The organism is Bacillus sp. 005/A4HT-01/001 (assembly GCF_004634445.1).
In the GTDB taxonomy this organism is placed as follows: domain Bacteria; phylum Bacillota; class Bacilli; order Bacillales; family Bacillaceae; genus Bacillus; species Bacillus altitudinis.
In genome coordinates, this window is record NZ_SEIZ01000003.1 from 332,079 (window position 1) to 354,149 (window position 22,071).

22 protein-coding genes and 1 pseudogene are annotated in these 22,071 nt (G+C 39.5%); 15 read left to right on the forward strand and 8 right to left on the reverse strand.

Going from position 1 to position 22,071, the window contains the following annotated elements; translation table 11 throughout:
* Nucleotides 1–48 precede the first annotated feature (48 nt).
* Nucleotides 49–2,172, forward strand: a complete 2,124-nt coding sequence (locus ES896_RS11380) for a peptidoglycan D,D-transpeptidase FtsI family protein (protein WP_135226816.1) — start codon at nucleotides 49–51, stop codon at nucleotides 2,170–2,172.
* A gap of 155 nt (nucleotides 2,173–2,327) precedes the next feature.
* The gene (locus ES896_RS11385) at nucleotides 2,328–4,154 is read left to right on the forward strand and encodes a PAS domain-containing sensor histidine kinase (protein ID WP_046343410.1); all 1,827 of its coding nucleotides are present in this window, start codon (nucleotides 2,328–2,330) and stop codon (nucleotides 4,152–4,154) included.
* A 25-nt stretch (nucleotides 4,155–4,179) separates the two neighbouring features.
* Here ES896_RS11385 and ES896_RS11390 read toward each other — a convergent pair whose 3' ends face one another.
* The gene (locus tag ES896_RS11390) at nucleotides 4,180–5,352 is read right to left on the reverse strand and encodes an aminotransferase A (RefSeq protein ID WP_017359429.1); all 1,173 of its coding nucleotides are present in this window, start codon (nucleotides 5,350–5,352) and stop codon (nucleotides 4,180–4,182) included.
* Between the two features lie 294 nt (nucleotides 5,353–5,646).
* Between ES896_RS11390 and ES896_RS11395 the strand changes: the two genes are divergently transcribed.
* On the forward strand, nucleotides 5,647–6,531 hold the full coding sequence (locus tag ES896_RS11395; protein ID WP_135226817.1) for a cation diffusion facilitator family transporter: 885 nt from the start codon (nucleotides 5,647–5,649) through the stop codon (nucleotides 6,529–6,531).
* A gap of 65 nt (nucleotides 6,532–6,596) precedes the next feature.
* Here ES896_RS11395 and ES896_RS20140 read toward each other — a convergent pair whose 3' ends face one another.
* Nucleotides 6,597–6,749 (reverse strand): hypothetical protein, encoded by a 153-nt coding sequence (locus ES896_RS20140; RefSeq protein ID WP_017367142.1) that lies wholly within the window; start codon nucleotides 6,747–6,749, stop codon nucleotides 6,597–6,599.
* Nucleotides 6,750–7,049: 300 nt separating this feature from the next.
* Between ES896_RS20140 and ES896_RS11400 the strand changes: the two genes are divergently transcribed.
* The 3 genes from ES896_RS11400 to ES896_RS11410 all read left to right on the forward strand — a co-directional run bounded on the left by ES896_RS11400 (nucleotide 7,050) and on the right by ES896_RS11410 (nucleotide 10,006).
* Nucleotides 7,050–7,589 carry an RDD family protein gene (locus ES896_RS11400; protein ID WP_007498690.1) on the forward strand — a complete coding sequence of 180 codons (540 nt, stop codon included), beginning with the start codon at nucleotides 7,050–7,052 and terminating at the stop codon, nucleotides 7,587–7,589.
* 124 nt (nucleotides 7,590–7,713) lie between these two features.
* Entirely contained in the window at nucleotides 7,714–9,024 is a 1,311-nt protein-coding gene (locus tag ES896_RS11405) for an MFS transporter (protein WP_135226818.1), read from the forward strand.
* 73 nt (nucleotides 9,025–9,097) lie between these two features.
* Nucleotides 9,098–10,006, forward strand: coding sequence for a chemotaxis protein (locus ES896_RS11410; protein ID WP_008348035.1), 909 nt, complete (start codon nucleotides 9,098–9,100; stop codon nucleotides 10,004–10,006).
* Between the two features lie 238 nt (nucleotides 10,007–10,244).
* Here the strand turns inward: ES896_RS11410 and ES896_RS11415 are convergent, their stop codons facing one another.
* Nucleotides 10,245–10,706 carry a YkyB family protein gene (locus ES896_RS11415; protein WP_007498684.1) on the reverse strand — a complete coding sequence of 154 codons (462 nt, stop codon included), beginning with the start codon at nucleotides 10,704–10,706 and terminating at the stop codon, nucleotides 10,245–10,247.
* Nucleotides 10,707–10,925: 219 nt separating this feature from the next.
* Nucleotides 10,926–11,822: pseudogene (locus tag ES896_RS11420) on the reverse strand (helix-turn-helix domain-containing protein).
* Between the two features lie 113 nt (nucleotides 11,823–11,935).
* Here ES896_RS11420 and ES896_RS11425 point away from each other — a divergent pair.
* Complete coding sequence (locus ES896_RS11425; RefSeq protein WP_135226819.1) at nucleotides 11,936–12,868, forward strand: DMT family transporter; 933 nt, start codon at nucleotides 11,936–11,938, stop codon at nucleotides 12,866–12,868.
* A 169-nt stretch (nucleotides 12,869–13,037) separates the two neighbouring features.
* Here the strand turns inward: ES896_RS11425 and ES896_RS11430 are convergent, their stop codons facing one another.
* Nucleotides 13,038–13,253 carry a hypothetical protein gene (locus tag ES896_RS11430; RefSeq protein WP_008348016.1) on the reverse strand — a complete coding sequence of 72 codons (216 nt, stop codon included), beginning with the start codon at nucleotides 13,251–13,253 and terminating at the stop codon, nucleotides 13,038–13,040.
* A gap of 164 nt (nucleotides 13,254–13,417) precedes the next feature.
* On the opposite strand from ES896_RS11430, the gene ES896_RS20145 reads away from it, so the two are divergent.
* The gene (locus tag ES896_RS20145; RefSeq protein ID WP_164071367.1) at nucleotides 13,418–13,594 is read left to right on the forward strand and encodes a hypothetical protein; all 177 of its coding nucleotides are present in this window, start codon (nucleotides 13,418–13,420) and stop codon (nucleotides 13,592–13,594) included.
* Nucleotides 13,595–13,818: 224 nt separating this feature from the next.
* On the opposite strand, the gene ES896_RS11440 is transcribed toward ES896_RS20145, so the two are convergent.
* The 3 genes from ES896_RS11440 to ES896_RS11450 form a co-directional block, all read right to left on the reverse strand.
* Complete coding sequence (locus tag ES896_RS11440) at nucleotides 13,819–15,096, reverse strand: MFS transporter (RefSeq protein WP_046343422.1); 1,278 nt, start codon at nucleotides 15,094–15,096, stop codon at nucleotides 13,819–13,821.
* 73 nt (nucleotides 15,097–15,169) lie between these two features.
* The gene (locus ES896_RS11445) at nucleotides 15,170–15,667 is read right to left on the reverse strand and encodes a L,D-transpeptidase family protein (RefSeq protein WP_019743906.1); all 498 of its coding nucleotides are present in this window, start codon (nucleotides 15,665–15,667) and stop codon (nucleotides 15,170–15,172) included.
* 156 nt (nucleotides 15,668–15,823) lie between these two features.
* Nucleotides 15,824–16,681: a metallophosphoesterase gene (locus ES896_RS11450; protein ID WP_039963342.1), complete on the reverse strand. Its 858-nt coding sequence runs from the start codon at nucleotides 16,679–16,681 to the stop codon at nucleotides 15,824–15,826.
* Nucleotides 16,682–16,820: 139 nt separating this feature from the next.
* Here ES896_RS11450 and fadH point away from each other — a divergent pair, with 139 nt between their 5' ends.
* From fadH to cbpB, 7 genes are all read left to right on the forward strand, one after another.
* Nucleotides 16,821–17,585: a 2,4-dienoyl-CoA reductase gene (gene fadH, locus ES896_RS11455; protein ID WP_007498678.1), complete on the forward strand. Its 765-nt coding sequence runs from the start codon at nucleotides 16,821–16,823 to the stop codon at nucleotides 17,583–17,585.
* A gap of 64 nt (nucleotides 17,586–17,649) precedes the next feature.
* A complete protein-coding gene (locus tag ES896_RS11460) occupies nucleotides 17,650–18,870 on the forward strand; it encodes an EAL domain-containing protein (RefSeq protein ID WP_076822023.1) in 1,221 nt (406 codons plus the stop codon).
* A gap of 260 nt (nucleotides 18,871–19,130) precedes the next feature.
* Nucleotides 19,131–20,042: a manganese catalase family protein gene (locus tag ES896_RS11465; RefSeq protein ID WP_135226820.1), complete on the forward strand. Its 912-nt coding sequence runs from the start codon at nucleotides 19,131–19,133 to the stop codon at nucleotides 20,040–20,042.
* Nucleotides 20,043–20,210: 168 nt separating this feature from the next.
* Complete coding sequence (locus tag ES896_RS11470) at nucleotides 20,211–20,453, forward strand: YkuJ family protein (protein WP_003212254.1); 243 nt, start codon at nucleotides 20,211–20,213, stop codon at nucleotides 20,451–20,453.
* Between the two features lie 139 nt (nucleotides 20,454–20,592).
* A complete protein-coding gene (locus ES896_RS11475) occupies nucleotides 20,593–21,108 on the forward strand; it encodes a ribonuclease H-like YkuK family protein (protein ID WP_008348001.1) in 516 nt (171 codons plus the stop codon).
* Nucleotides 21,109–21,257: 149 nt separating this feature from the next.
* A complete protein-coding gene (gene abbA / locus ES896_RS11480) occupies nucleotides 21,258–21,449 on the forward strand; it encodes an antirepressor AbbA (RefSeq protein WP_008347999.1) in 192 nt (63 codons plus the stop codon).
* A 139-nt stretch (nucleotides 21,450–21,588) separates the two neighbouring features.
* Nucleotides 21,589–22,032, forward strand: coding sequence for a cyclic-di-AMP-binding protein CbpB (gene cbpB / locus ES896_RS11485; RefSeq protein WP_007498671.1), 444 nt, complete (start codon nucleotides 21,589–21,591; stop codon nucleotides 22,030–22,032).
* Nucleotides 22,033–22,071 lie beyond the last annotated feature (39 nt).

The following is a 22,071-nucleotide window of genomic DNA, read 5'->3' on the forward strand; positions in this document are numbered from 1 at the left end:
AATGAGTGGTAATTGTAAAAGATTGAAAGGATGAGAGGAGCTACATAAGTGGGAGAGAAACAGCATCAAGGTGCTGCCGAGCAGAAAAAAATGAAGCGCCGGAACGCCTGGAGAATTAATCTCTTTTTCTTCGCTGTATTTAGTTTATTTGCTGGACTTGTCATCAAGCTCGGCGTGCTGCAAATCGTCAATGGTGAGGATTATAAAAAGCAAGCCAACCGAACTGAAGTCAAAACAGCATCATACCCGTCTCCAAGAGGAAAAATGTATGACGCGAGAGGAAGGGTCGTTGTTGATAACGAAAGTGTACCTGCCATCGTTTATACATCAGAAAGCGGTGTGAAAGCGGAGGATAAGATTAAAGTAGCAAGAAAACTTGCGACTTATATAAAAATGGATACAGATTTTTTGAGAGAGCGTGACATTCGAGATTTTTGGCTGGCAAGCCATCCGGAAGAAGCGGATAAGCTCATTTCAAAAACAGAGCAAAAGAATCTTAAAGCAAAAGATGTCTATCCTCTTCAAGTAGAGCGTGTGCCTAAGAAAGAAGTCAAGGCGATCGAAAAAGATGCAGAGGAAAAAGCAGTTGCAGCGATCTATCGCAGGTTTACAGGCGGATATGCCTTTGAACCTCAAATCGTGAAAGCGATGGACCCGAACGAAGAGAAAAAAGGGGACGAAAAAGTTGCGCTGCTTGATGAAACTAAAGAATCAAAACAGACATCATCCGTAAGTTTGACATACGAAGAGATCTCACTTGTATCAGAGCATCTTGATGAACTGCCTGGTGTAAATGTCATCAATGACTGGACAAGGAAATATCCGTATGAAAAAACCCTTTATAATGTCCTTGGCGGTGTCACCACCCCAGAGCAAGGCATTATAAAAGAGCGTGAAGATTACTATATGGCAAGAGGTTACTCGAGAAATGACCGAGTAGGAAAAAGTTATTTAGAATATCAATATGAAGATTTTCTCAATCCAGAAAAAGCAACTGTTCAATATACACAGGTCGGCGGCAAACTGCTTGATGAAATCAAGCGGACAGAAGGACGAAGAGGACTTGACCTTGCACTCACATTTGATATGGAGCTGCAAAAGGAAGTCGACAAAATCGTTGAGTCAGAGCTAAGATCTGCTAGTGCAAGAAACTATATGATGGACCGTGCCTTTGTTGTGATGCTGGACCCTAACACAGGTGATGTTCTCGCGATGTCAGGGAAGAAAATGGACGGCAGGGACGTCACAGATTATGCGATCGGAACATTTACGACACAGTATGAAATGGGCTCTGTTGTCAAAGGAGCTACTGTCCTATCTGGTTATCAAGATGGCATGTCACACAACCAATCCTATACGGATACACCGCTGTATTTTGCGGGAAATGGAAAACCGAAGAAATCATATACCAATCTTGGCTGGGTTAATGATCTTCGAGCGCTACAAAAAAGTTCAAACGTCTATATGTTTCATGTAGCGATGAGAATGGCAGGGATCACCTACCAAAAGAATGGGCCATTACCGGCAAGACCTGAACACTTACAAAAAATGAGAAACTACTATGCGCAATTCGGTCTTGGCGTAAAAACAGGCATCGATTTGCCGCAGGAATCAAGCGGAATGCAGACGCATCCTAAGACAGTCGGCGGACTCTTACTTGATGAAGCGATTGGCCAGTATGACACGTATACACCACTTCAAGTTGCACAATACATGTCGACCATCGCAAATGGAGGTAACCGTATTCAGCCAAGAGTGGTGAAAAGTGTTCACTTCCCAACGAATAAGGAAGAAGTAGGTCCTGTTGTGAAGAAATATGAGCCGAAGGTGCTGAACACCATTAACAACTCGAAAGCAGATATCGACCGCGTCAAAATGGGACTAAAAATGGTCACATCAACAGGCGGGACTGCCGCTGGCCGGTTCGGTCAGCATGATGTCGCAGGGAAAACGGGTACAGCCCAAACCTTCTACTATGGTGCCAACCGGAGCTGGTGGGGGAATGCCACGTACAATTTAACCTTTGGAGGATATTATCCTTCTTCCAATCCGAAAGTGGCATTTAGTGTCGTCACACCGTATGTATCAGATAAAGATCCTGTCATTAAAACCATTCCAAGTAAAATTGTTGATAAGTACGTTGAATTACAAAAGAAATATGAAAAGCAATAAACAGCAGGGAGCACAGCAAGAGAAAGTGCTCCTTTTTGCTGAAAATATGGACGTTTCACACGAGATTGGGAGGAAAATACGGTTTTTCTAGCGAATCCTTTTTATACATCAAACTAAGGACAACCCTAAAAAAATTAAAGGAGGGTCGGACGACGATGGAACAAAAAATGAAAGATTCGAATCAGCTGTACTCGAATATTGATTTACATGCCGTTCTTTCTTCTAATGGCCGCTTTCTCTACATTTCTTCCAATTGTAAGCAGCTTTTGCTCTATGAACAAAAGGATTTACTAGGGTGTTTTTTGAAAGACTTTGTTCATACCGAAGATCAATTTCTCGTCGAAAGTTATTTCTATAATCAGCACATGTTAGAGATTTGCCACTTTAGACTGCTTAGAAGTGATCTTACAGCTGTATGGGTAGAAGCAAGCATTGATTTTGTTGCTTGTGATGGGTTAGACAACGATTTGAGTAGAGAAATGATCCTGAAAATGAGGGTAATGAATACAGAGCCTCAAAAAGCAGCATTTCAACCAACAGAAGTGTCAGAACAGTCTTTAGGCAGTCTACCGGCTTTCCAAGATGTCAGTGAAGCTGAAAATCTGATTGCCATGCTGCCAAATCCGTTATGTATTACGGCGCTTGGGAAAATTGTGTATGCCAACGATGCGATGCTGCAATTAATGGGTGTATGTACAAAAGATGAAATGATCGGAAAGTCTGCGTTTGATTTTATTGCCGAGGAGTACCATGACATTGTGAGAAGCCGAATCAAAAGACTGCAGCAAGGCCTTCCAGTCGGAATGATTGAACAAATATGGAAAAGGAAAGACGGGAGCATGATTCATATTGAAGTGAAGTCATCTCCGGCAATTTATCAAAATCAACGGGCAGAACTTTTACTATTAGTGGACATCTCTTCCCGTAAAAAATTTCAAACCGTTCTTCAAAAAAGTAGAGAGCGGTATCAGCTGCTTATCCAAAATTCCATTGATACCATCGCCGTCATCCACGATCATAAATGGGTATTTATGAATGAATCAGGTATTAAATTATTTGAAGCCGAACATTACGATAAATTAATCGGAAAAGATATCTTTCATCAAATCCATTCATGTGATCAGCAAAAAGTCAAAAAGAGCATATCACGTATTATCGAAAGAGCATCAGATTCTGAGATTGTGACGATGAGCTGCCATACGTTTAAACACCGGTTGATTTATACAGAAATGGTTTGTATCCCTACCACATTTTTTGGTGAAACAGCCGTTCAAATTATTTTAAGAGATATATCTGAACGAAAACAAACAGAAGAACTCATGCTGCGCTCTGAAAAATTATCAATCGCAGGTCAATTGGCAGCAGGCATTGCACATGAAATAAGGAATCCACTGACGGCGATTAAGGGCTTTTTACAGCTCATTAAACCAAAAACAAAAGACCGTGATCAATATTTTGAAATTGTCTTCTCTGAGCTGAGCCGGATTGAAATCATCTTAAGTGAGCTACTAATGCTTGCGAAGCCGCAGCAAACAGCATCCATGCAGACGCTTGATTTGAAAAAAATCATTAGCGAAGTCACCGCTCTGCTAGAAACACAGGCCAACTTAAATGGAATTTTGATGAACACAAGTGATATTGAGGAGGATCTCCTGATGAATGGGGATCAAAACCAGCTGAAGCAGGTGTTTATCAATTTAATCAAAAATGCCGTCGAATCCATGCCAGACGGAGGGAAGGTAGACATTACCGCCAAAGCCGAAAAAGAAGGGATACTTGTCACGATTAGAGATGAAGGAATTGGTATTCCTGAATCGGTCATGAAGCGGATCGGCGAACCTTTTTTAACGACAAAAGAAAAGGGAACAGGGCTTGGGCTCATGGTGACATTTAATATTTTAGAAAATCACAACGGAACCATCCGGGTAGATAGCCATCCAGAGAAAGGGACTGTGTTTCACATCATGTTTCCCGCAAAATAAAAACAACGGCAAGAGAGCCGTTGTTTCATCCGTCTATTGATTGTATGGAACGCTTTTCAAGTACAAATTGTTCGAGACGGTCAAGTCCTTCTTTTAACGTTTCAAGTGAATATGCATAGGAAAGGCGCACATATCCTTCTCCAAGTGAAGAGAAAGCAGAACCAGGTACGACCGCAAGTTTTGTACTTTCTAACAACTCCATGCAAAAATCAAATGAACTCATCCCAAACGATTCAATGGAAGGGAAAATATAAAAAGCGCCGGAAGGCTTAATGACCGGAAGCCCCATAGAAATGAGTCTATCATATACATAGTCGAGTCTTTTCTTATATTGCTCTCTCATGATTAGTGCATCATCCACACCGTTTGTCACTGCTTCAAGTGCCGCCTTTTGTGAGATAGCCGAGGCACAAGACACGTTATATTGATGTACTTTTAATACATGTTTAGCAATAGGAGCGGAAGCAAATAAAAAGCCGATTCTCCATCCGGTCATGCTATGAGATTTTGACAGTCCATTGATGACAATCGTCTGTTCCTTTAAGAAAGAAGCAATGGAATGATGTGGACGATCAAATGTCAGCTCACTATAAATTTCATCAGATAGAATAAAAATATCCTTTCCTTCAAGAAGCTGTGCAATTTCTTTCAATTCTTCTTCTAATAGCGTGACCCCAGTTGGATTTGAAGGGTATGGAAGGACAACACACTTTGTCTTTTCCGTTAATGCATCTTCAATCAGCTTGGCATTTAATTTAAAACCGGCATTTGTTGTGTCGATATGCACGGGCACCGCACCGCACATCCGAATGATCGGTTCATAGCCAGGGTACACAGGGCCGGGCAGGATGACCTCATCGCCTTCAGTCAAAATGGTTCGAAACGCAGCATCAATTGCTTGACTCGCACCTGTTGTCACAATGATTTCTGTCTCTGCATCATAATCAAGATGGACTTTCTTTTTGATGTATTGCTGGATCGCTTGTCTTAGCTCTAAAAACCCAGCGTTATGAGTATACGAGGTGAAATTCTCGTCAATGGCTGTTTTGGCAGCTGTTTTGACATGATGCGGCGTATAAAAATCGGGCTGACCTATGGTCAATGAAACGACATCCTCATATGAAGATACGAGATTTGAAAATGTTCGAATGCCTGAAATTTCAATATCCTTTACTCTTGGATTCAGCAAATGCTCCATTTCTCATCACCTTAAAAATTTATGTTTTTATCCTATTTTACCATTCACTGCATAAATGTCACCTGCGGAAAGGCTTCGGATATCGTTATATGTAGTCTATTCTCCTATCCATCACAGCATGAGTGATATATGAAGAAAGAGCAACATTTATTATAGCGTAACCTGCTCGGAAAATACAGCACTGCTTAAGATGATTAGAATAAGGCAAAACGGTATAAACTGAAAGAACGAGAGAATCAAGTCATGGGAATTGCTTTCACAGGCATACGATCTCCTGAAGGAGGACGATAATAGATGGATCAATCAGCAAAGACATCGAAAATAGCCTTTTTATCCGTCATAAGTAATACGTTTGTTGTGGTCCTTAAAATCATTGTAGGGGTTTTAACTGGATCTGTTGCGGTTTTATCAGAAGCCATTCACTCTTTTCTCGATTTAATGGCCTCATTTATTGCATTTATCTCTGTTCGTATTTCAAGAAAGCCGGCAGATTCAAAACATCCTTATGGACATGGGAAAGTTGAGAATATTTCTGGAACGATTGAAACTTTGTTGATTTTTGTTGCTGGGATTTGGATCATTTATGAATGTGTTCATAAATTAATGCATCCAGAGCCTGTTAAACTGCCGGTACTTGGTATTGTGGTCATGCTGATCGGCGCACTTATCAATTTTGTTGTGTCAAGAGTTGTGAACAAAGAGGCAGAGCGAGTACATTCTGTTGCCATGAAATCGAATGCACTGCATCTTTTAACAGATGTGTTTACGTCACTAGGGGTTGCCATTAGTTTATTGCTTGTTGCATTAACGGACTGGTATTTCCTCGATCCGATTATTGGAATGGTGCTAGCGCTCTATATTATGCGTGAAGCATTTAAACTCATGAAGGAAGCCTTCCCGCCGCTTGTCGACGCCCGGTTAACCCCGGAAGAAGAACAAGCGATAGAGGCCATCATTCAAACATTCAGCCAAGAATTCATTGAATATCATGACTTTCGAACAAGACGATCCGGTGCTGAAGAATATATTGACTTCCATTTGATTGTTCATGGAAAAACAACCATTGAAGATGTTCACCAATTATGTGATCGAATTGAAGAGAACATCCAGCAGGCGTTTCCGCATGCACAAATCTTTATTCATGTAGAACCTGAAAGTGAAAGAAGCACACAAACGTAAAAAAGGCGATACCACCTCTTTGAAGGTTGTATCGCCTTTTTTTACGCTTCATCTATGAAATGAAATCAATATCCATAAGCAGTATCGTAATCTTCATACCAAGAGATATAAGCAGCATCTTCATTTGATAAACCATGTTTCATATCTAAAAAATCAGCTTCGCAAATATCTTCAATCACAGTCATTTCGTTGTTCTTTAATAGTACGACAGTTCCCATCATGAACACCTTTCTTTAAAAAATCCTTGACTATTGTACCATGTGAAACGTGATTGTCAACAGAAGAATCGAAATGAGAGGAAAATATCACAAAATGTTAAAAAATCAGGCGTTGAAAGAACTAGATGTGCCATAATTTTCGTGAATTTTCAGTATTTATTCACATAAATCATCATTGAAAAATGATCTAAAATTCATGTAAAAATGTAAAGCTCCATTGATCTTGCGATATTCATAAGATATAATAACGAATGATTATAAGAAATTTATAGAAAACATACATAATAAAGGAGAAATAGGATGGAAACAAACATGTCAGAAGCACCTATTCAAGAAGAAAAACATCCTGAACTAGCTGGAGTAGGTTACCGTTTTCTTGCTCATCTTTTAGACGGTGTCATTATTAGTGTACCATTTTCAATCATTGTATTTATTCTCGCAACACTCTTTTTTGTCTCAAGCCCTGAGGCGGCATTTTTAATGTATGATGATAGCTATTACTATTCTTCAACGGTGATCACGGATGAAGAATGGGCAGTCATTGTGGGCCTTCTCTTTTTCTATGGCGTAACGACCTTAATCGGTATCGCGGTGACTTGGCTTTATTATGCGATCATGGAATCATCAAAGTTGCAAGGAACTCTTGGCAAGATGGCTCTTGGCATCAAAGTGACAAAAGTAACGGGTGGAAAAATAACATTCGGGCGCGCGACAGGCCGCTTTTTTGCAAAAGGCTTTTTGTCTCCAATCTTATTCATTGGCTACATCATTGCGTTTTTCACAGAAAAAAAACAAGCACTTCACGACTTGATTGCAAGTACCATTGTCGTAAAGAAATAATGAAAAGAAGCACCTCTGCTATATAGTAAGGGGTGCTTTTTGTATAGATTGCTTGTATGGAAGAGGGAAACGTCACATAAAGTAGAATGATAGTGAAAATAAAGCAGAGAAGGGAGTCAATCTATTGAAAAGAGGGAAAATGACCGTTCAGAAAAAAGGGGTAAGCTTCGGGCTCTTTTTCACAGCACCTGTTTTGGCCTGGGCATTGTATGATTTTGCAAATACGATATTTTCATCGAATATGATCACCATTTTCTTCCCATTTTACTTACAGGAGACGATAGGTGACAGTGCGAGGATGGATCAAATCGCCAGTACATTTATTTCTTATGCGAACGCACTTGCAAGCTTTTTCCTCGTCATTTTTACGCCTTTATATGGTGTGCTGATTGATCGTACAGGGAAAAAGAAGCGGTATATCACGGTGTTTACCCTGATTTGTATTGCCTGTACCTTTATGATGGGGATCTTTGCTGGGATTGATTTCTCAAGCGAATGGTTTGGTCTTCCTGTCTCCTTATTGGTGGTGGTTACCTTGTTCGTCATCGCCAAATTTTTCTATCACTCTAGTCTTGTTTTTTATGACACCATTTTGCCCGATCTTGGGACAAAGGATGAAATCCCCCTCATTTCTGGATTCGGTATTGCTGTCGGTTATTTAGGTACACTTGTTGGCCTTTCTGTTTATTTACTTGTAGGAAATGACCAGTTTCATGAAGCATTTATTCCGACAGCCCTTTTATTCTTTCTCTTTTTTCTGCCCTTTCTCTTTATTATAAAAGATCCCCACCCTCTGCCGCAGCAAGAGAAAAAGTCGTCTTTTTTCAGCGGGTATAAAGAGATTATTCGTACATTTAAAGAGATGAAGCAGTACAAACCGGCCTTTATTTTTATGATCGCTTTCTTTTTTATGAATGATGCGTTGCAGACAGCGATTGCGATGATGGCTGTTTATGCAAAAATTATCATTGGTTTTACGGCAGGTCAATTTATTTTGCTTTATCTTGTGTCCACGATTTCAAGTATCATTGGCTCGTTTCTATTCGGATATGTCACAAAGGCCATCGGGGCAAAGCGCTCGATTACAGTCGTGTATGTCATTTTAATTGTGGCGCTCATTCTAGCTGTGACAGCGACAACTGAATGGGTCTTCTGGGTAGCAGGCAGTTTATTTGGAATTTCACTTGGCGCGAGCTGGGGATCATCACGAATCCTCATTATTGAGCTGACGCCTAAAGAAAAACGAGGACAATTTTTTGGTCTCTTTGCGTTTTCGGGAAAGGTGTCTTCAATCGTCGGTCCCATCATTTATGGCTCCGTCACACTGCTATTTGCAGCACATGGGAATCTCGCAAGCCGTCTTGCATTAGGGTCTTTGCTCATCCTTGCAGCCATAGGACTTGTGATTCATCAATTCGTGCGAGAGAAAGCGTAAAGAAACGTCAACTTTTTACCCATGCTGCCGATATAAAAAGTACAATCTTATATTGAAGAATAGAGGGATTTCCGTGGCTTTAAACAAACAAGAAATTTTACTTGACTCTGGTACTAATGAATTGGAAATTGTGAAGTTTGAAATTGGTTCAAATCAATTCGGCATTAACGTCATGAAAGTAAGAGAAATTATTCAGCCAGTTGAGGTGACAGTTGTACCGCACTCTCACCAAGATGTAGAAGGGATGATTAGTTTACGAGGCGAGATTTTACCAGTCATCAATCTATTTTCCTTTTTTAATGTCGAGTCAGATCAGTCAGAACAAGAGAAATACATTGTGACTGAATTCAACCAACGGAAATTTGTGTTCCATACAGGAACGGTATCACAAATTCACCGCGTCAGCTGGGAAGAGATTGAAAAACCAACTGCACTCAATCAAGGAATGGATCGTCATTTAACAGGGATCATCAAGCTTGACGAGAAAATGATTTTCCTTCCAGATTACGAAAAAATCATCTATGATATTGAATCCGCATCTGGTGTAGACACATATCATATGTTTGACGGTGAGAAAGACGAGAGAAGAACAGGGAAGAAGCTGTATGTTGTTGAAGATTCTCCGCTTCTCATGCGCTTATTAACAAATGAATTAACCGAGGCAGGCTATAAAAACATTGTAACCTTTGAAGATGGGAAACAAGCATATGACCATGTCATGGATCTTGTCAGTAAAGGCATTAGTGTGACAGAAGAAATTGATATGATTATTACGGATATAGAAATGCCAAAAATGGATGGACATCGATTAACAAAGCTGCTGAAGGACAATCCTTTAACACAGTCCATTCCAATTCTCATTTTCTCTTCATTAATTACGGACGATCTGCGTCATAAAGGGGAAACCATCGGTGCAGATGATCAAATTAGTAAACCAGAAATTCATCAGTTGATTGAAAAAGTAGATCATTTTATTATCTAAAGAAAAAACCACTCGCTTCGAGTGGTTTTTCAGCGTGTAGACAAACCCTCGCATTCTTTGTCAGTCCTGCGTGCTGGTGCTCACGAATGTCAAATTCGCTCCGCGCCAGTACTCGTCCTTCCTAGAGCTGCAAAGGTTTTCTATCACGCTGAAAAGAAGACAAAGAGCTAAAATAAACAACATTTTAGCCCTTTGTCCATAAACAGAAAAACCACTCTCATTGAGTGGTTTTTTCTGTTTAAAAATAACTTTCCCCGAGCCGTTTGAAGACGGGTTTTGTATAATGTGATTTTTGTTTTGTGGCGGCAGGTTTTTCTTTTAAACCGACATACGTTTGAAGTATTTGTTTTGCTCGATTTAATGACATATTCGCTTTCGGATTGCGATATGATTGATTTAAATTTCCTAAGTGTGGCAAAAATTCGAAGTCTTCTTTGGTTGGTGGCAGATGAAAATAATAATCTCCGATTTCAATCAGCACGTCGGACTGTTGTTGACTATATCTGGGATTGTTAGAGAAATGTAGGCCCACTTTTCTTCCTTTACCTTCTTGCAATAGTTTTTGCAGCGCACGTTTTTTCAAAAGATAAAGAAACTTGGGATTTGGTGCGGTTTTAGCATGGCGGTTAACAGTATAAATGGCTTTTGCGATGTTTTCTGCTGTAGGTTCTATGTCTTTAGTATGAGCATAATCGTCCATTTTTTCTCTCCTTTGTCTTTCGTCTTCCTGTGCTTAGTATAAATTATACGTTTTTATTAGTAAATTGCAAATAGACTTATTGTAAAAACCATTAGATTTTCATCACTCTTATTTACAATAGCCATTCATGATGATTCTGAAACGTGAAGAAGAACAATGAATGAATCCTTCTTAGCAAGAGCACCATCATTTATCCGGTATCCTTTCCAACTAGGCGTTTCAGTTGGATGTAAACGATGCCTTTGATTTTCTATATGATAAAGGTGTTGTATTTTTTACTCTTTTAAAAATACTAATAAAATAGCTAGTGCTGCTGAAGCCAACTTGGTAGGCGATTTCTGTTATGTTTAAGTCCGTCTTTTGAAGCAAAATGAGGCTTTGTTGAATTCGATATTCATTCACATAATGTATAGGAGATTTCTTTAAAATATCATTGAAATATCTACAGCATTCAGAGCGGCTTAATTGTCCTTCACGAGCGATATCTTGAAGAAGAACCTTTTCATGATAATGTTCATGAATCCAATTCAGCATATGTTTCATACGTTCATTTCTATCGTGCTTACGAGCATCATATGTCAGTTGAAAACGATTTTGTAAAAGGCATTTCCAAATCGTGATGAGCTGAATATTAAGTTCGAGTTCATAATATGCCGGAGTTTGTTCGATTAATCGTTGAATGATTTGTATACATTGATAGATTCGGTTTGGCCATCCGTCTTTTCGGTTGAATAAAATAAAAGGTGTTTGACTCGCATGCATATATGGATGAACGAACGTGGTGAATAACTCATTGGCTGTGATGAAGTGAGGTGAAACGTTTAAACAAATATAAGTACATGTCGTCCCATTTGCATCCTTTGCCATGTGTAATCAGCCACTGTTGATGAATACACCATCTCCTTGCTGAATGTTCAATATCTTCTCGTTAATGTGAAACTCAGCCTCTCCCTCCAAAATAAAGACGAATTGAAATTCGTCGTGCCAATGAAGAGGGATATATCCGCTCATATGATCACGAATCTTTGTATGATATAGAGCAATAGGCCATGTGGTGGTAGAATGCTCCGTTAATTCTTTCAGATTGTTGTCAATAAGAAAATGATGATTGTGCATGGTTCTCCTCAATATTCTTTTATTTTTATGTTCAATTGATATATCAATATGTAAAAAATTGAACTACTATCAACTATATTATCATGATTTTTTTAGAATTGAGGAGAATAAAAATGAAGAGGAGAAAGGGAATCTTTCTTGTACTGATAGGAGCTATCTGTTGGGGAGTAGGAGGAACCGTTTCACAAAAATTGTTTCAGCAATATGGAATTGACGTCCATTGGCTGGTCACTGTCAGGCTGCTCATTTCAGGCGGGTTGCTTTTATTTGTTCATTACATGACGAAAGAACGCACGCAATTGATTGGCGTGTTGAAAATGAAGAGTACGGCCATTCAAGTGCTGATATTTGGACTAATGGGCATGTTAGCTGTTCAATATACTTATATGGTGTCCATTCATCATGGGAATGCTGCGGTAGCTACATTGCTACAGTATACAGCACCTGTCATGATTATCGTGTATCTAGTATTTCGCCGGCAATCCACTTTTACAAAAAGAGATATGTTGACGGTCGCATTGGCTTTGGTTGGCATGTTTCTCTTATTGACGAATGGTTCCGTTTCCACATTAACTGTTCCAGCTGTCGCGGTATTTTGGGGAATACTATCAGCCGTGGCATTGTCCTTTTATACGTTATATCCAATCAACCTGTTAAAACAATTCGATTCACTTGTTGTTGTTGGCTGGGCGATGCTTATAGGGGGAGCTGCCCTTAGCTTGGTCTATCCTCCATGGAAGGTGAATCTGTCTCAATTACCTTTTGAAGCGTATATCTATTTATTATTTGTCATTGTATTTGGAACGATGGTCGCTTTTTGGTTTTACATCGAAAGTTTGAAGTATTTATCTCCGAAGGACTCAAGCTTAATTGGAAGTGTCGAACCCCTTGCAGCAGTGATAACCACTGTTTTCTGGTTAAAAGAGCCATTTGGTCTTTTCCAGTGGATAGGGACAGCGTGTATTGTATACATGATATTATTCATGGCATTATACCAGCCTAAAATAAGAGGGGAAAAGAAGAAATTGGGTTCATTGGATAGATGATAAGGTAAATTGAATGTGTGAAATGTATATAAAGTGAACTATTAAACATAGATAACTACCTATTTTAAAATAAATGGGTAGTTAATGACTTATATGAGAACGGGATTGCCGGATAAAATCTACCATATGCAAGACAATCATTGTCGAACATATGGCTTAAGATCATGGACTATTTCGTATGGCTAGAATAAGCACAGTAAAAACAGCCGTTAAAATCAGTTTCACTCGTCATTTTTTTGGCTTCATCCATGGCGCTTTCACTGTTCATGTGCAGACCAATCAACGTACGACTTGCTGCATCACCTAAAAATGCGCAGTCTTCTGTATGTACAACGTATTGTCCTTGATCATTTTTTGTATGAATAAAATAATAGCTTTTTAGCATACCCCTCACCTCCAACCTGACTATATTACTATAAAACTTCCAATATTGTAAAGAATTTTTATTAAAAATGTTGCATTTATAAACATTCCTTTTATTTCATAAAAAGGAAATTGATTGTAAGATAAGAAGATCAAAGTCAATGAGAACAGAAAGGACGGTTTAGATTGAAAGATATTTTAACGCCTTTATTGGTCGCTTTTGTGGTTGGAGGCATTGTGTATATGATAGATGATCGGCCGATTCATCCTTTTCTTCTTTTTATCATCTTATTTATCAGCATTTATACAGTCGATAGAATCGTTCATTTTGCTTCAAATCATTTCGATGAGCAGAAAAAATAATCGTCGTTTATGTTACTGCCATGAAAAAAGGACTTTCTATAGAAGAAAGTCCTCAGCGTGTAGACAAACCCTCGCATTCTTTGTCAGTCCTGCGTGCTGGTGCTCACGAATGTGAAATTCGCTCCGCGCCAGTACTCGTCCTTCCTAGACTGCAAAGGTTTTCTTCACGCTGAAAAGAAGAAAAAGGGCTAAAATAAACATTATTTTAGCCCTTTTTGCTTCATCTATTGTACTCCCTGACCTTTTAATTCATGCTGTACATCTAAGTCAGCAGCTTCTCTGCTGAACTTTGGCAGTGTAATGAAGTAAAAAAGGAAAACGAGTAAAATAATAATACCCATTCCGTAATAAATGTAAGAAACATTGGTGATGAGCTTTGGAAATAACACGGCAATTAAACCTAGTGTCATTGATTGTGCAAACATGGTGAGCGGATCAACCCACCCTGATACGCGTCCCATCAGACGAGGGTGAACAATTCTTGGGAGCCAGCCTCCAATGACAATGTTGACTGGACCAATACATGTACCAATGACAAATGATGTGACATAAAATAACCATAATGTATGGGTAGAACCAAGGACAAAAATTAAAATACCTGCAACTAGAATTGGAATCGACATGAGATATTGCATTTTTACCTTTTTCGCAAGAATAGAGCCAAGTAAGCTTCCAACTAGAAGTCCGGCACCGATCGCGATCGTAAAAAAGGATGTATGCAGTTCAAAATGGTCCGGTGAAAGACCGTATTTCATTGTAAACATCGGAAGAACGGCAAATGCGCCATTCACAAGACCGAAAACAAAAAAGCCGAAAATTAAAGAAGCCAATAATTTATTTTTTAAAATATAGAGAATGCCTTCTTTAAAATCTTTTAGAGACGTTTTAACGGTCATGCCCTTCCAGCCTGCTTGTCCATTTGGCTGTCGTGCTTCAATTGGAATATTGCATGATCGAATGAGAATACCGGAAATAATAAAACTGACCAAATCAATGGTAATGGCACCGTGAAGTCCAATCGTTTTATACATAATGGCACCAATTCCAACACCAAATACCATAAATAAACTAAACAGCATTTGATTTAAACCAGCCGCTTTTGCATATTGATCTTTATTTAAAATGGCCTGAACGAGAGAGGCTTCAGCTGGATAGAAGAACTTCGTAATGGCACTTCGTATAAACAAGATCAAGAAAATAAGCGGCAGTGAATTAAAATAAATGACGATAAATAAAACGATCGTCAGCCCAGCTCGTATCCAATCACAATTCTCTGCGACTTTTTTACGATCAAAACGGTCTGCGACCACACCGACCATAAAAAAGACAAAGATCGTAGGCAGTGAATACATTAGCTCTGCTAAAGTGGCGTAAGCGGGCTGATGACTAAAATGATCGAGCAAATAAAAGGCAAACGCCATATTGCCTACTGTTGTCCCCATTTGCGAGGCAAGTGCTGCAAAAAAGAGACGAACAAAATTTCTGTTTTTAAAAATATCCATAAATACGCTCCTTAACCTGAAGATCCCACTTTCTATCATATAAAATTTTAACCATTCGTACAATTGATTTCTCCTACTGGCTAATGGTCACAGGTGTTCCATTTGGAACTATTGAAGCAAGTTCGATGACATTCTGATTGTACATGCGAATGCACCCTCTAGACACAGCTTTACCAATTGAAGACGGGTTATTCGTTCCATGGATGCCGTAATGAACTTTTGAAAGGCTCAGCCAATAGGCGCCAAAGGGACCTCCTGGGTTTGGCTGTCTGTTGACAATATAATAAGAACCTGTCGGTGTCATGTTTAATATTCTGCCAGTTGCGATCGGGTATGAGCGCAAGAGCTGTGATCCAGAAAACAGTACGAGACGTTTCGCTGAAATTGACACAGATATGCGGTAAGGGATCGTGTTAGGATCCGGTAACCCAGGGATGATGATGACTTCATTTTGTTCTGGCTCGCGGGTTTGAAGTGACGGATTTGCAGCCTTTAAAGCATCTGTCGTTGTTCGAAAATCAAGTGCTATAGAAGCAAGTGTTTCTCCACTTTTTACCGTGTATCGCAGCACGAAAGCACACTCCTTTTACTCAAATAAAAGAAGCCATGATCCCCGCCTCACATATACTATATGGACGGGATCAGGACCGATAAGGTTTCTCCTAACATTTGTCATGAGAATGATCTTTGTTTATACATATGCAGGAAAAGGTGATTTGGCTTCTCTTTACACGTGAGATGTTAAGGTGAAAAAAGTGATTTCAGGTTTGGCTAAAAACCGAAGCGGCAGTCTAGTTGTCCCAAGCCCGCGGTTGACATAGATACGGTGCTGATAGCTACCGTATAAGCCTTCGACATATGTACGCCCAAAAGGTGCTGTGAGAATCGGTCCATAGAAAGGAAGCTGTATTTGACCACCATGCGTATGCCCAGAAAGCTGCAAGTTAATAGGTGTTGTTTCAAGCTCTAGTGCCGCATCAGGCTCATGCACAAGCAATAACGTAAAGAGATCAGAAGAGACTTCTCGTTTGATGAAATGGTAATCAGGCATACTCATCATGAGATCATCCAGTGTAGCGATCTGTATGCGTCCGCCTTCTTTTTCTAAGTGAAACACTTCATTTTTACATAATGTAAAACCACAAGCTTTCATCGTTTCCTCATATAGATCAATGCCAAATGGTCCGTAGTCATGATTTCCGCATATGGCAAACTTTCCAAACGGAGCATCAAGCTTAGACAAAGAGGCTTTGGCTTTTTCATGTTCTTCAATCGATGATTCAAAATCAACAAGATCACCTGTAAACACAATGAGATCGGGAGATGCAGCGTTGATCTTTTGGACAACAGTCTCTAAATCTTTTGCCGAAAATGTATCACTTAAATGAACATCACTAAATTGCGCAATTTTAAACTGGTCAAAAGAAGCCGGTAGCTGAGCATCATGAATGGTGAGTGATACGGTGTCGATCATGCGCGGCTCAATGTACCGAGCATAGCCATAACCGGATGTGGTCGCCAAAAGTCCGAGAATACTCGCACCAGCTGCTCCTTTTAAAAATTGCCTACGGGAAAGTTGCTTCATATAAGACTCCTTTAAAAATAAAATTAAGTATAGCATGATTTTTGATGAATCTCCCATATGGTGTATGGAGGGGAAATCATGATATGATAGATGGATAATGAATGAATAGTCATTCAAAACACACAAAGGGGGAGAACAAATGACGAAGCAAACAGTGATTGTCACAGGGGGATCAAGCGGAATGGGAAAGGCGATGGCGACTCATTTGGCACTCGGGGGCTGGAATGTTTTGATTACTGGAAGAACAGAAGAGACCCTTGAAACAACGGCAAATGAAATCAAACAGCAAGGTGGTTCGATCGCTTATTTTCAAATGGACGTGCGACATCCAGAAGATGCTGATCAAATGGTGAAGTTTGCAGTAGATACATTTGGTGATGTGGATGCACTCATCAATAACGCAGCAGGCAACTTTTTAGTTCCAGCAGAAAAACTGTCTCCTAACGGCTGGAAAGCGGTCATTGATATTGTGCTAAATGGCACCTTTTTTTGCAGCCATGCAGTGGGCAACTATTGGATTCGTCAAAAGAAAAGCGGAAGTATGATCAACATGGTCGCCACATATGCATGGGGGGCTGGTGTTGGTGTAGCGCATTCAGCAGCCGCAAAAGCAGGCGTACTATCACTTACCCGAACGCTTGCAGTCGAATGGGGAAAGCAATATCGCATTCGCGTAAATGCCATTGCGCCGGGGCCCATTGAAAGAACAGGTGGTGCTGATAAACTGTGGGAATCTGAAGAGGCTGCCCAAAGAACATTAGATAGTGTTCCGCTCGGTAGACTTGGCACACCAGAAGAAATTGCAGAACTTGCGAGTTTCTTATTATCTGAGCATGCATCTTATATTAATGGAGATTGTATCACGATGGATGGGGGGCAATGGCTCAACCAATCACCATTTTGAATGACCGTGTAAGACCTGCTTTTGATATGGTATAATCACACAAAGAGAGAAGCAGGTGATGAAAATGGTCGATCCATTGGATATTTTAACGAATATTGAAGATGTTTTCCCGCACTATCAAGCGATCTTCAGTGCGGAGGAACAAAAAGTGATAGGCTATGAGATTCTTGGAAGAATGAAGCTTGAGTCGGGAACAGTTAGTCTAGGCTCCTTCTTTACGGATTCATCTATTCCTGACGAATATAAATTGGAAGTAGATCACAAAGTATTAAGTCAAGCGCTTGATCTCTTCACAACCGCAGATGAAGATTTGCTCATCTTTATTAATCATGATGCGAATGTCCTCATGCTTGATCATGGCGAAAGTTTTTTAGAACTTTTAAAAGAATATGAAGCAAAGGGTATTCAGCTTAGCCGGTTTGTCATTGAAATTACTGAACATACGTTTAGCGGCGACATTGAACAGCTTTACCATACGTTAACGTATTATCGTACATATGGGATCAAAATCGCCGTATCTAATATAGGAAAAGAAAGCAGCAATCTTGACCGGATTGCTCTGCTTTCACCTGATCTATTAAAAATAGATCTACAGGCTTTAAGAGCTTCGTCTCCATCTCCTTCCTATGAATATGTGTTATACAGCATTTCACTTCTTGCAAGAAAAATAGGAGCGGCTTTAATCTATGAAGACATTGAAGCGAATTTTCAGCTGCAATATGCATGGAGAAATGGCGGAAGATATTTTCAAGGCTTCTACCTTCACGAGCCTGCGGCACAATTAATTGACCGGAACAAACGAAAAGAACAGCTTAAAGAAGAATTTCAGCAATTCATTGCCCATGAGAAAAAGAAACTCCAAGCTGTCTATGAACATTCTGAAACCTTTTATAAGCGAATACATCAAGCCGTCAGTACGTTAAAAAAATCATGCAGCACAAATGATGAACTTATACAAAAACTGGCACATGAACTAACCGATTGCAGCTTTCGCATTTATATGTGTAATGAAGAAGGGTTTCAAATCACTGGGAATGTGTTTAAGAAAGAGAAAGAATGGCTGTTTCAGCCAGAGTATATAGAGAAAAACTGGAGCTGGCGCCCTTATTTTCTAGCGAATATTCTTCAAATGAGAATTAGCGGAAAAGGATTTTTCAGCGATATCTACAGTGATTTAGAAACTGGAGAACGAATACGTACGTTTTCTTATCCGTTAGAGGGAGACGTGTATTTGTTTGTAGATCTTCCGTATGCTTATCTATATGAGCAGGAAGGATTAATTTAAAAGCAGCCGTCATGGCTGTTTTTTTATTAGAAAAAAGATAGAAAAAATGGTTGACAATGAAACTGATAATCATTATCATTTAGTTATAGAGAGAAGCTACTCTCTGTTCCCCAACCCCTCTATCAGATCAAGATCCAAAAAACTTGGCGCTACCCCCGCCAAGTTTTTTTTGTGCGCCAATCATTCCCTTCATGCATAGGACATCCCAATTCATCCATACACCTTAAATGATGATAGTTAGACAGTAGGAGGGAAAAGTCATGATCAAACGTGACAAGCGGCTGCTGATTGATTTACCAATGCCAGATCACCCAGATGCAAATGGTGCAGCGGCTGTGCAAGAATTACTCGGCGGAAAATTTGGTGAAATGTCCACATTAAATAACTACATGTTTCAATCGTTTAACTTTAGAGGGAAACGAAAGCTCAAACCATTTTATGATCTTGTATCAAGTATTACAGCTGAAGAATTCGGTCATGTAGAGCTTGTGACAACTGCAGTCAATCTCATGATTACGGGAACCACCCATGGGGGCGATCCAGATACGACCCCAATGAAAGCGGCTGTAGATAAGCGAAATACGCAGCATTTTATCCAAACGGCACAAACAGGCTATCCGTTTGACTCCATGGCAAAGCCGTGGACAGGTGAGAATGTGTTCTCAAGTGGTAATCTGATTCTGGATCTTCTTCATAACTTCTTCCTAGAGTGCGGAGCTCGTACGCATAAAATGCGCGTATATGAAATGACGGATCACCCTACGGCAAGAGAAATGATCGGTTATTTACTTGTCAGAGGCGGCGTACATGTTGTGGCGTATGCAAAAGCCCTTGAGGTAGCGACAGGAGTAGATGTTGGGAAGATGCTGCCGATTCCAAATCTCGACAATAAATACTTTGATTCTGCAAGAAAGTTTGAAGATCAAAATGTTCATACAAAGCTGTATACATTTAGTGACACGGATTATAAGGATATCAATCAAATTTGGAAAGGAAACCATCCAATTGATGGAAAGCCGCTGACAGTTATTGAGGGCACACCAAAAGGTGCACCCGTGCCAGATTATAGAGATTTGCCGGAAGAGTTTGCTCCAGGTATTTCAAAAGAAGATTTTGACGAAATTGCGAAACGCCTGATGAGATCGGCCGGTTTAAAAAAACAAGATGCATGAGATAAGAAAAAAGACTCAAAATAAAAAAACAGATTCTTTTTCTTTTTTTGAATTCAAGAGGAAAAATATCATCTGAGAACACTTTATGGTATGATGCTTTGTAGGACTTGTGTATAATCAATACGGGTTCATCTTGAGTTGTTTTTTTGAAAGGAGTCTTTTTTTAGAATGTCACAATTAATGGGTATCATTACAAGGCTGCAAAGTCTTCAAGAGACAGCAGAAGCTGCAAACGAGCCGGCACAGCGTTATTTCGAAGTGAACGGTGAGAAAATCTGTAGTGTTAAGTATTTCGAAAAGAATCAAACGTTTGAATTGACTGTTTTTCAACAAGGGGATAAGCCAAACACTTTCCCATTTGACAACATTGATATGATTTCGATTGAGATTTTTGAGCTTCTACAATCCTAAGCTGAATCGTATGAAATGTTTTTTCTAAGAATTCCTTCGTTGATTGCGGAAGCATACACTTCATAGGTGATAAGCAAATGGAAGATGATCATTCAGTGCAATATTCGGATAAGAGACCATTGAAAAGGAGTTCCTTTCTGTGAGTGATTCTTTTTTCTTTAATCTTTCTGAAGAGCATTTAGCGTTTTCTGATGTTGTCATGAGAATGAAAGACTTTATTCAAAAAGACCCGAGATCTGTTTATGTACTATCAATTGGTACGGACTCTCAGGTCAATCAGAATGTCACAACATTTATGACTGCCATTCATCTTCACCGGATCGGCAAAGGAGCTTGGGGCTGTCTCACGCAGCAAGTGTTGAATCGGCCTGTACAAAGTCTTAGAGAAAAAATTTCATTAGAGACAGCGTTTAGCCAAAAGGTATGTGCAGACATCCTTGAGGGACCTTTAACAGAACTGATGGATTTGCTTCTTCCGTTTGCTGAGGAAGGGGCAGACCTTCGTTTTGAAGTCCATCTAGATATTGGCAAAAAAGGAAGTACAAAAGAGCTGATCCAGGAAATGACCGGAATGATCACAGCCATGGGAATTGAAGCAAAAATAAAACCCGACTCATACGCAGCATTTTGCTACGCCAATCGATACACAAAATAAATTCCGTCATTTTTCTCCAAACGTTGTCGAAACGTGCGGTTGACGATTCGATTCTAGTTCCTTATTCTAGCAGTATAGAGAGGAAGCAGACATTCAAACGCCTGCTAATCAATATAAAAGCATATATGAAACAGGGGGCCTGATGTTGAATGAGCGTCATCGAAAATCGTTTTAATGAAGAAGAGAAAAAGCTATTATTAAACGTATTACTGAATCAGGAATATGCTGTCGAATTACTAAGCAGTGAGATCAATGATATAGAATGTGGAACAAAAAATGTCGACGACAATACGTATAAGAAATTGATCACATTGTATGACAGAGTAAGGTTTGAGAATTAATATCGATTGAACATTCTATTAGATACTCTACGCTGAGTATCTTTTTTATGCAGAAAAAAATCTTTCGACAAAATTCGTTTTAGTTTATGCTTAATGTTAAAGGGGAATGTATGATTGAGAGAAAAGGGGTCGAAGAAACATGATAGAGATAGAACCGGCTCAATTACTTGAGTCAACAGTAGCTGAGCATATGATTGATGCAGATAAAGTGGCACACGTTCAAATTGGAAATAATCTTGAGCACGCCCTATTGGTCCTGACAAAAACAGGATATACAGCCATACCTGTTCTGGATGCTTCTTATCACCTTCATGGGTTAATTGGAACAAATATGATCATGGATAAAATCTTTGGCTTAGAACGAATTGAATTTGAAAAGCTCGACCAATTGAAGGTAGAAGAGGTCATGCTATCAGATATTCCAAGACTGAAAACGACGGATCCTGTTTTAAAAGGCGTTCACGCTGTGACGAATAATGGATTTGTTTGTGTGGAAAATGAAGAGCAAGTATTCGAAGGGATTTTCACTCGGCGTGTTGTATTAAAGCGCTTAAATGAAGTCATTCATTCCGCAAAAAAATGAGCTGCAGCCCAGCTTATTTTTTTTGCCTTCATAAGCTAT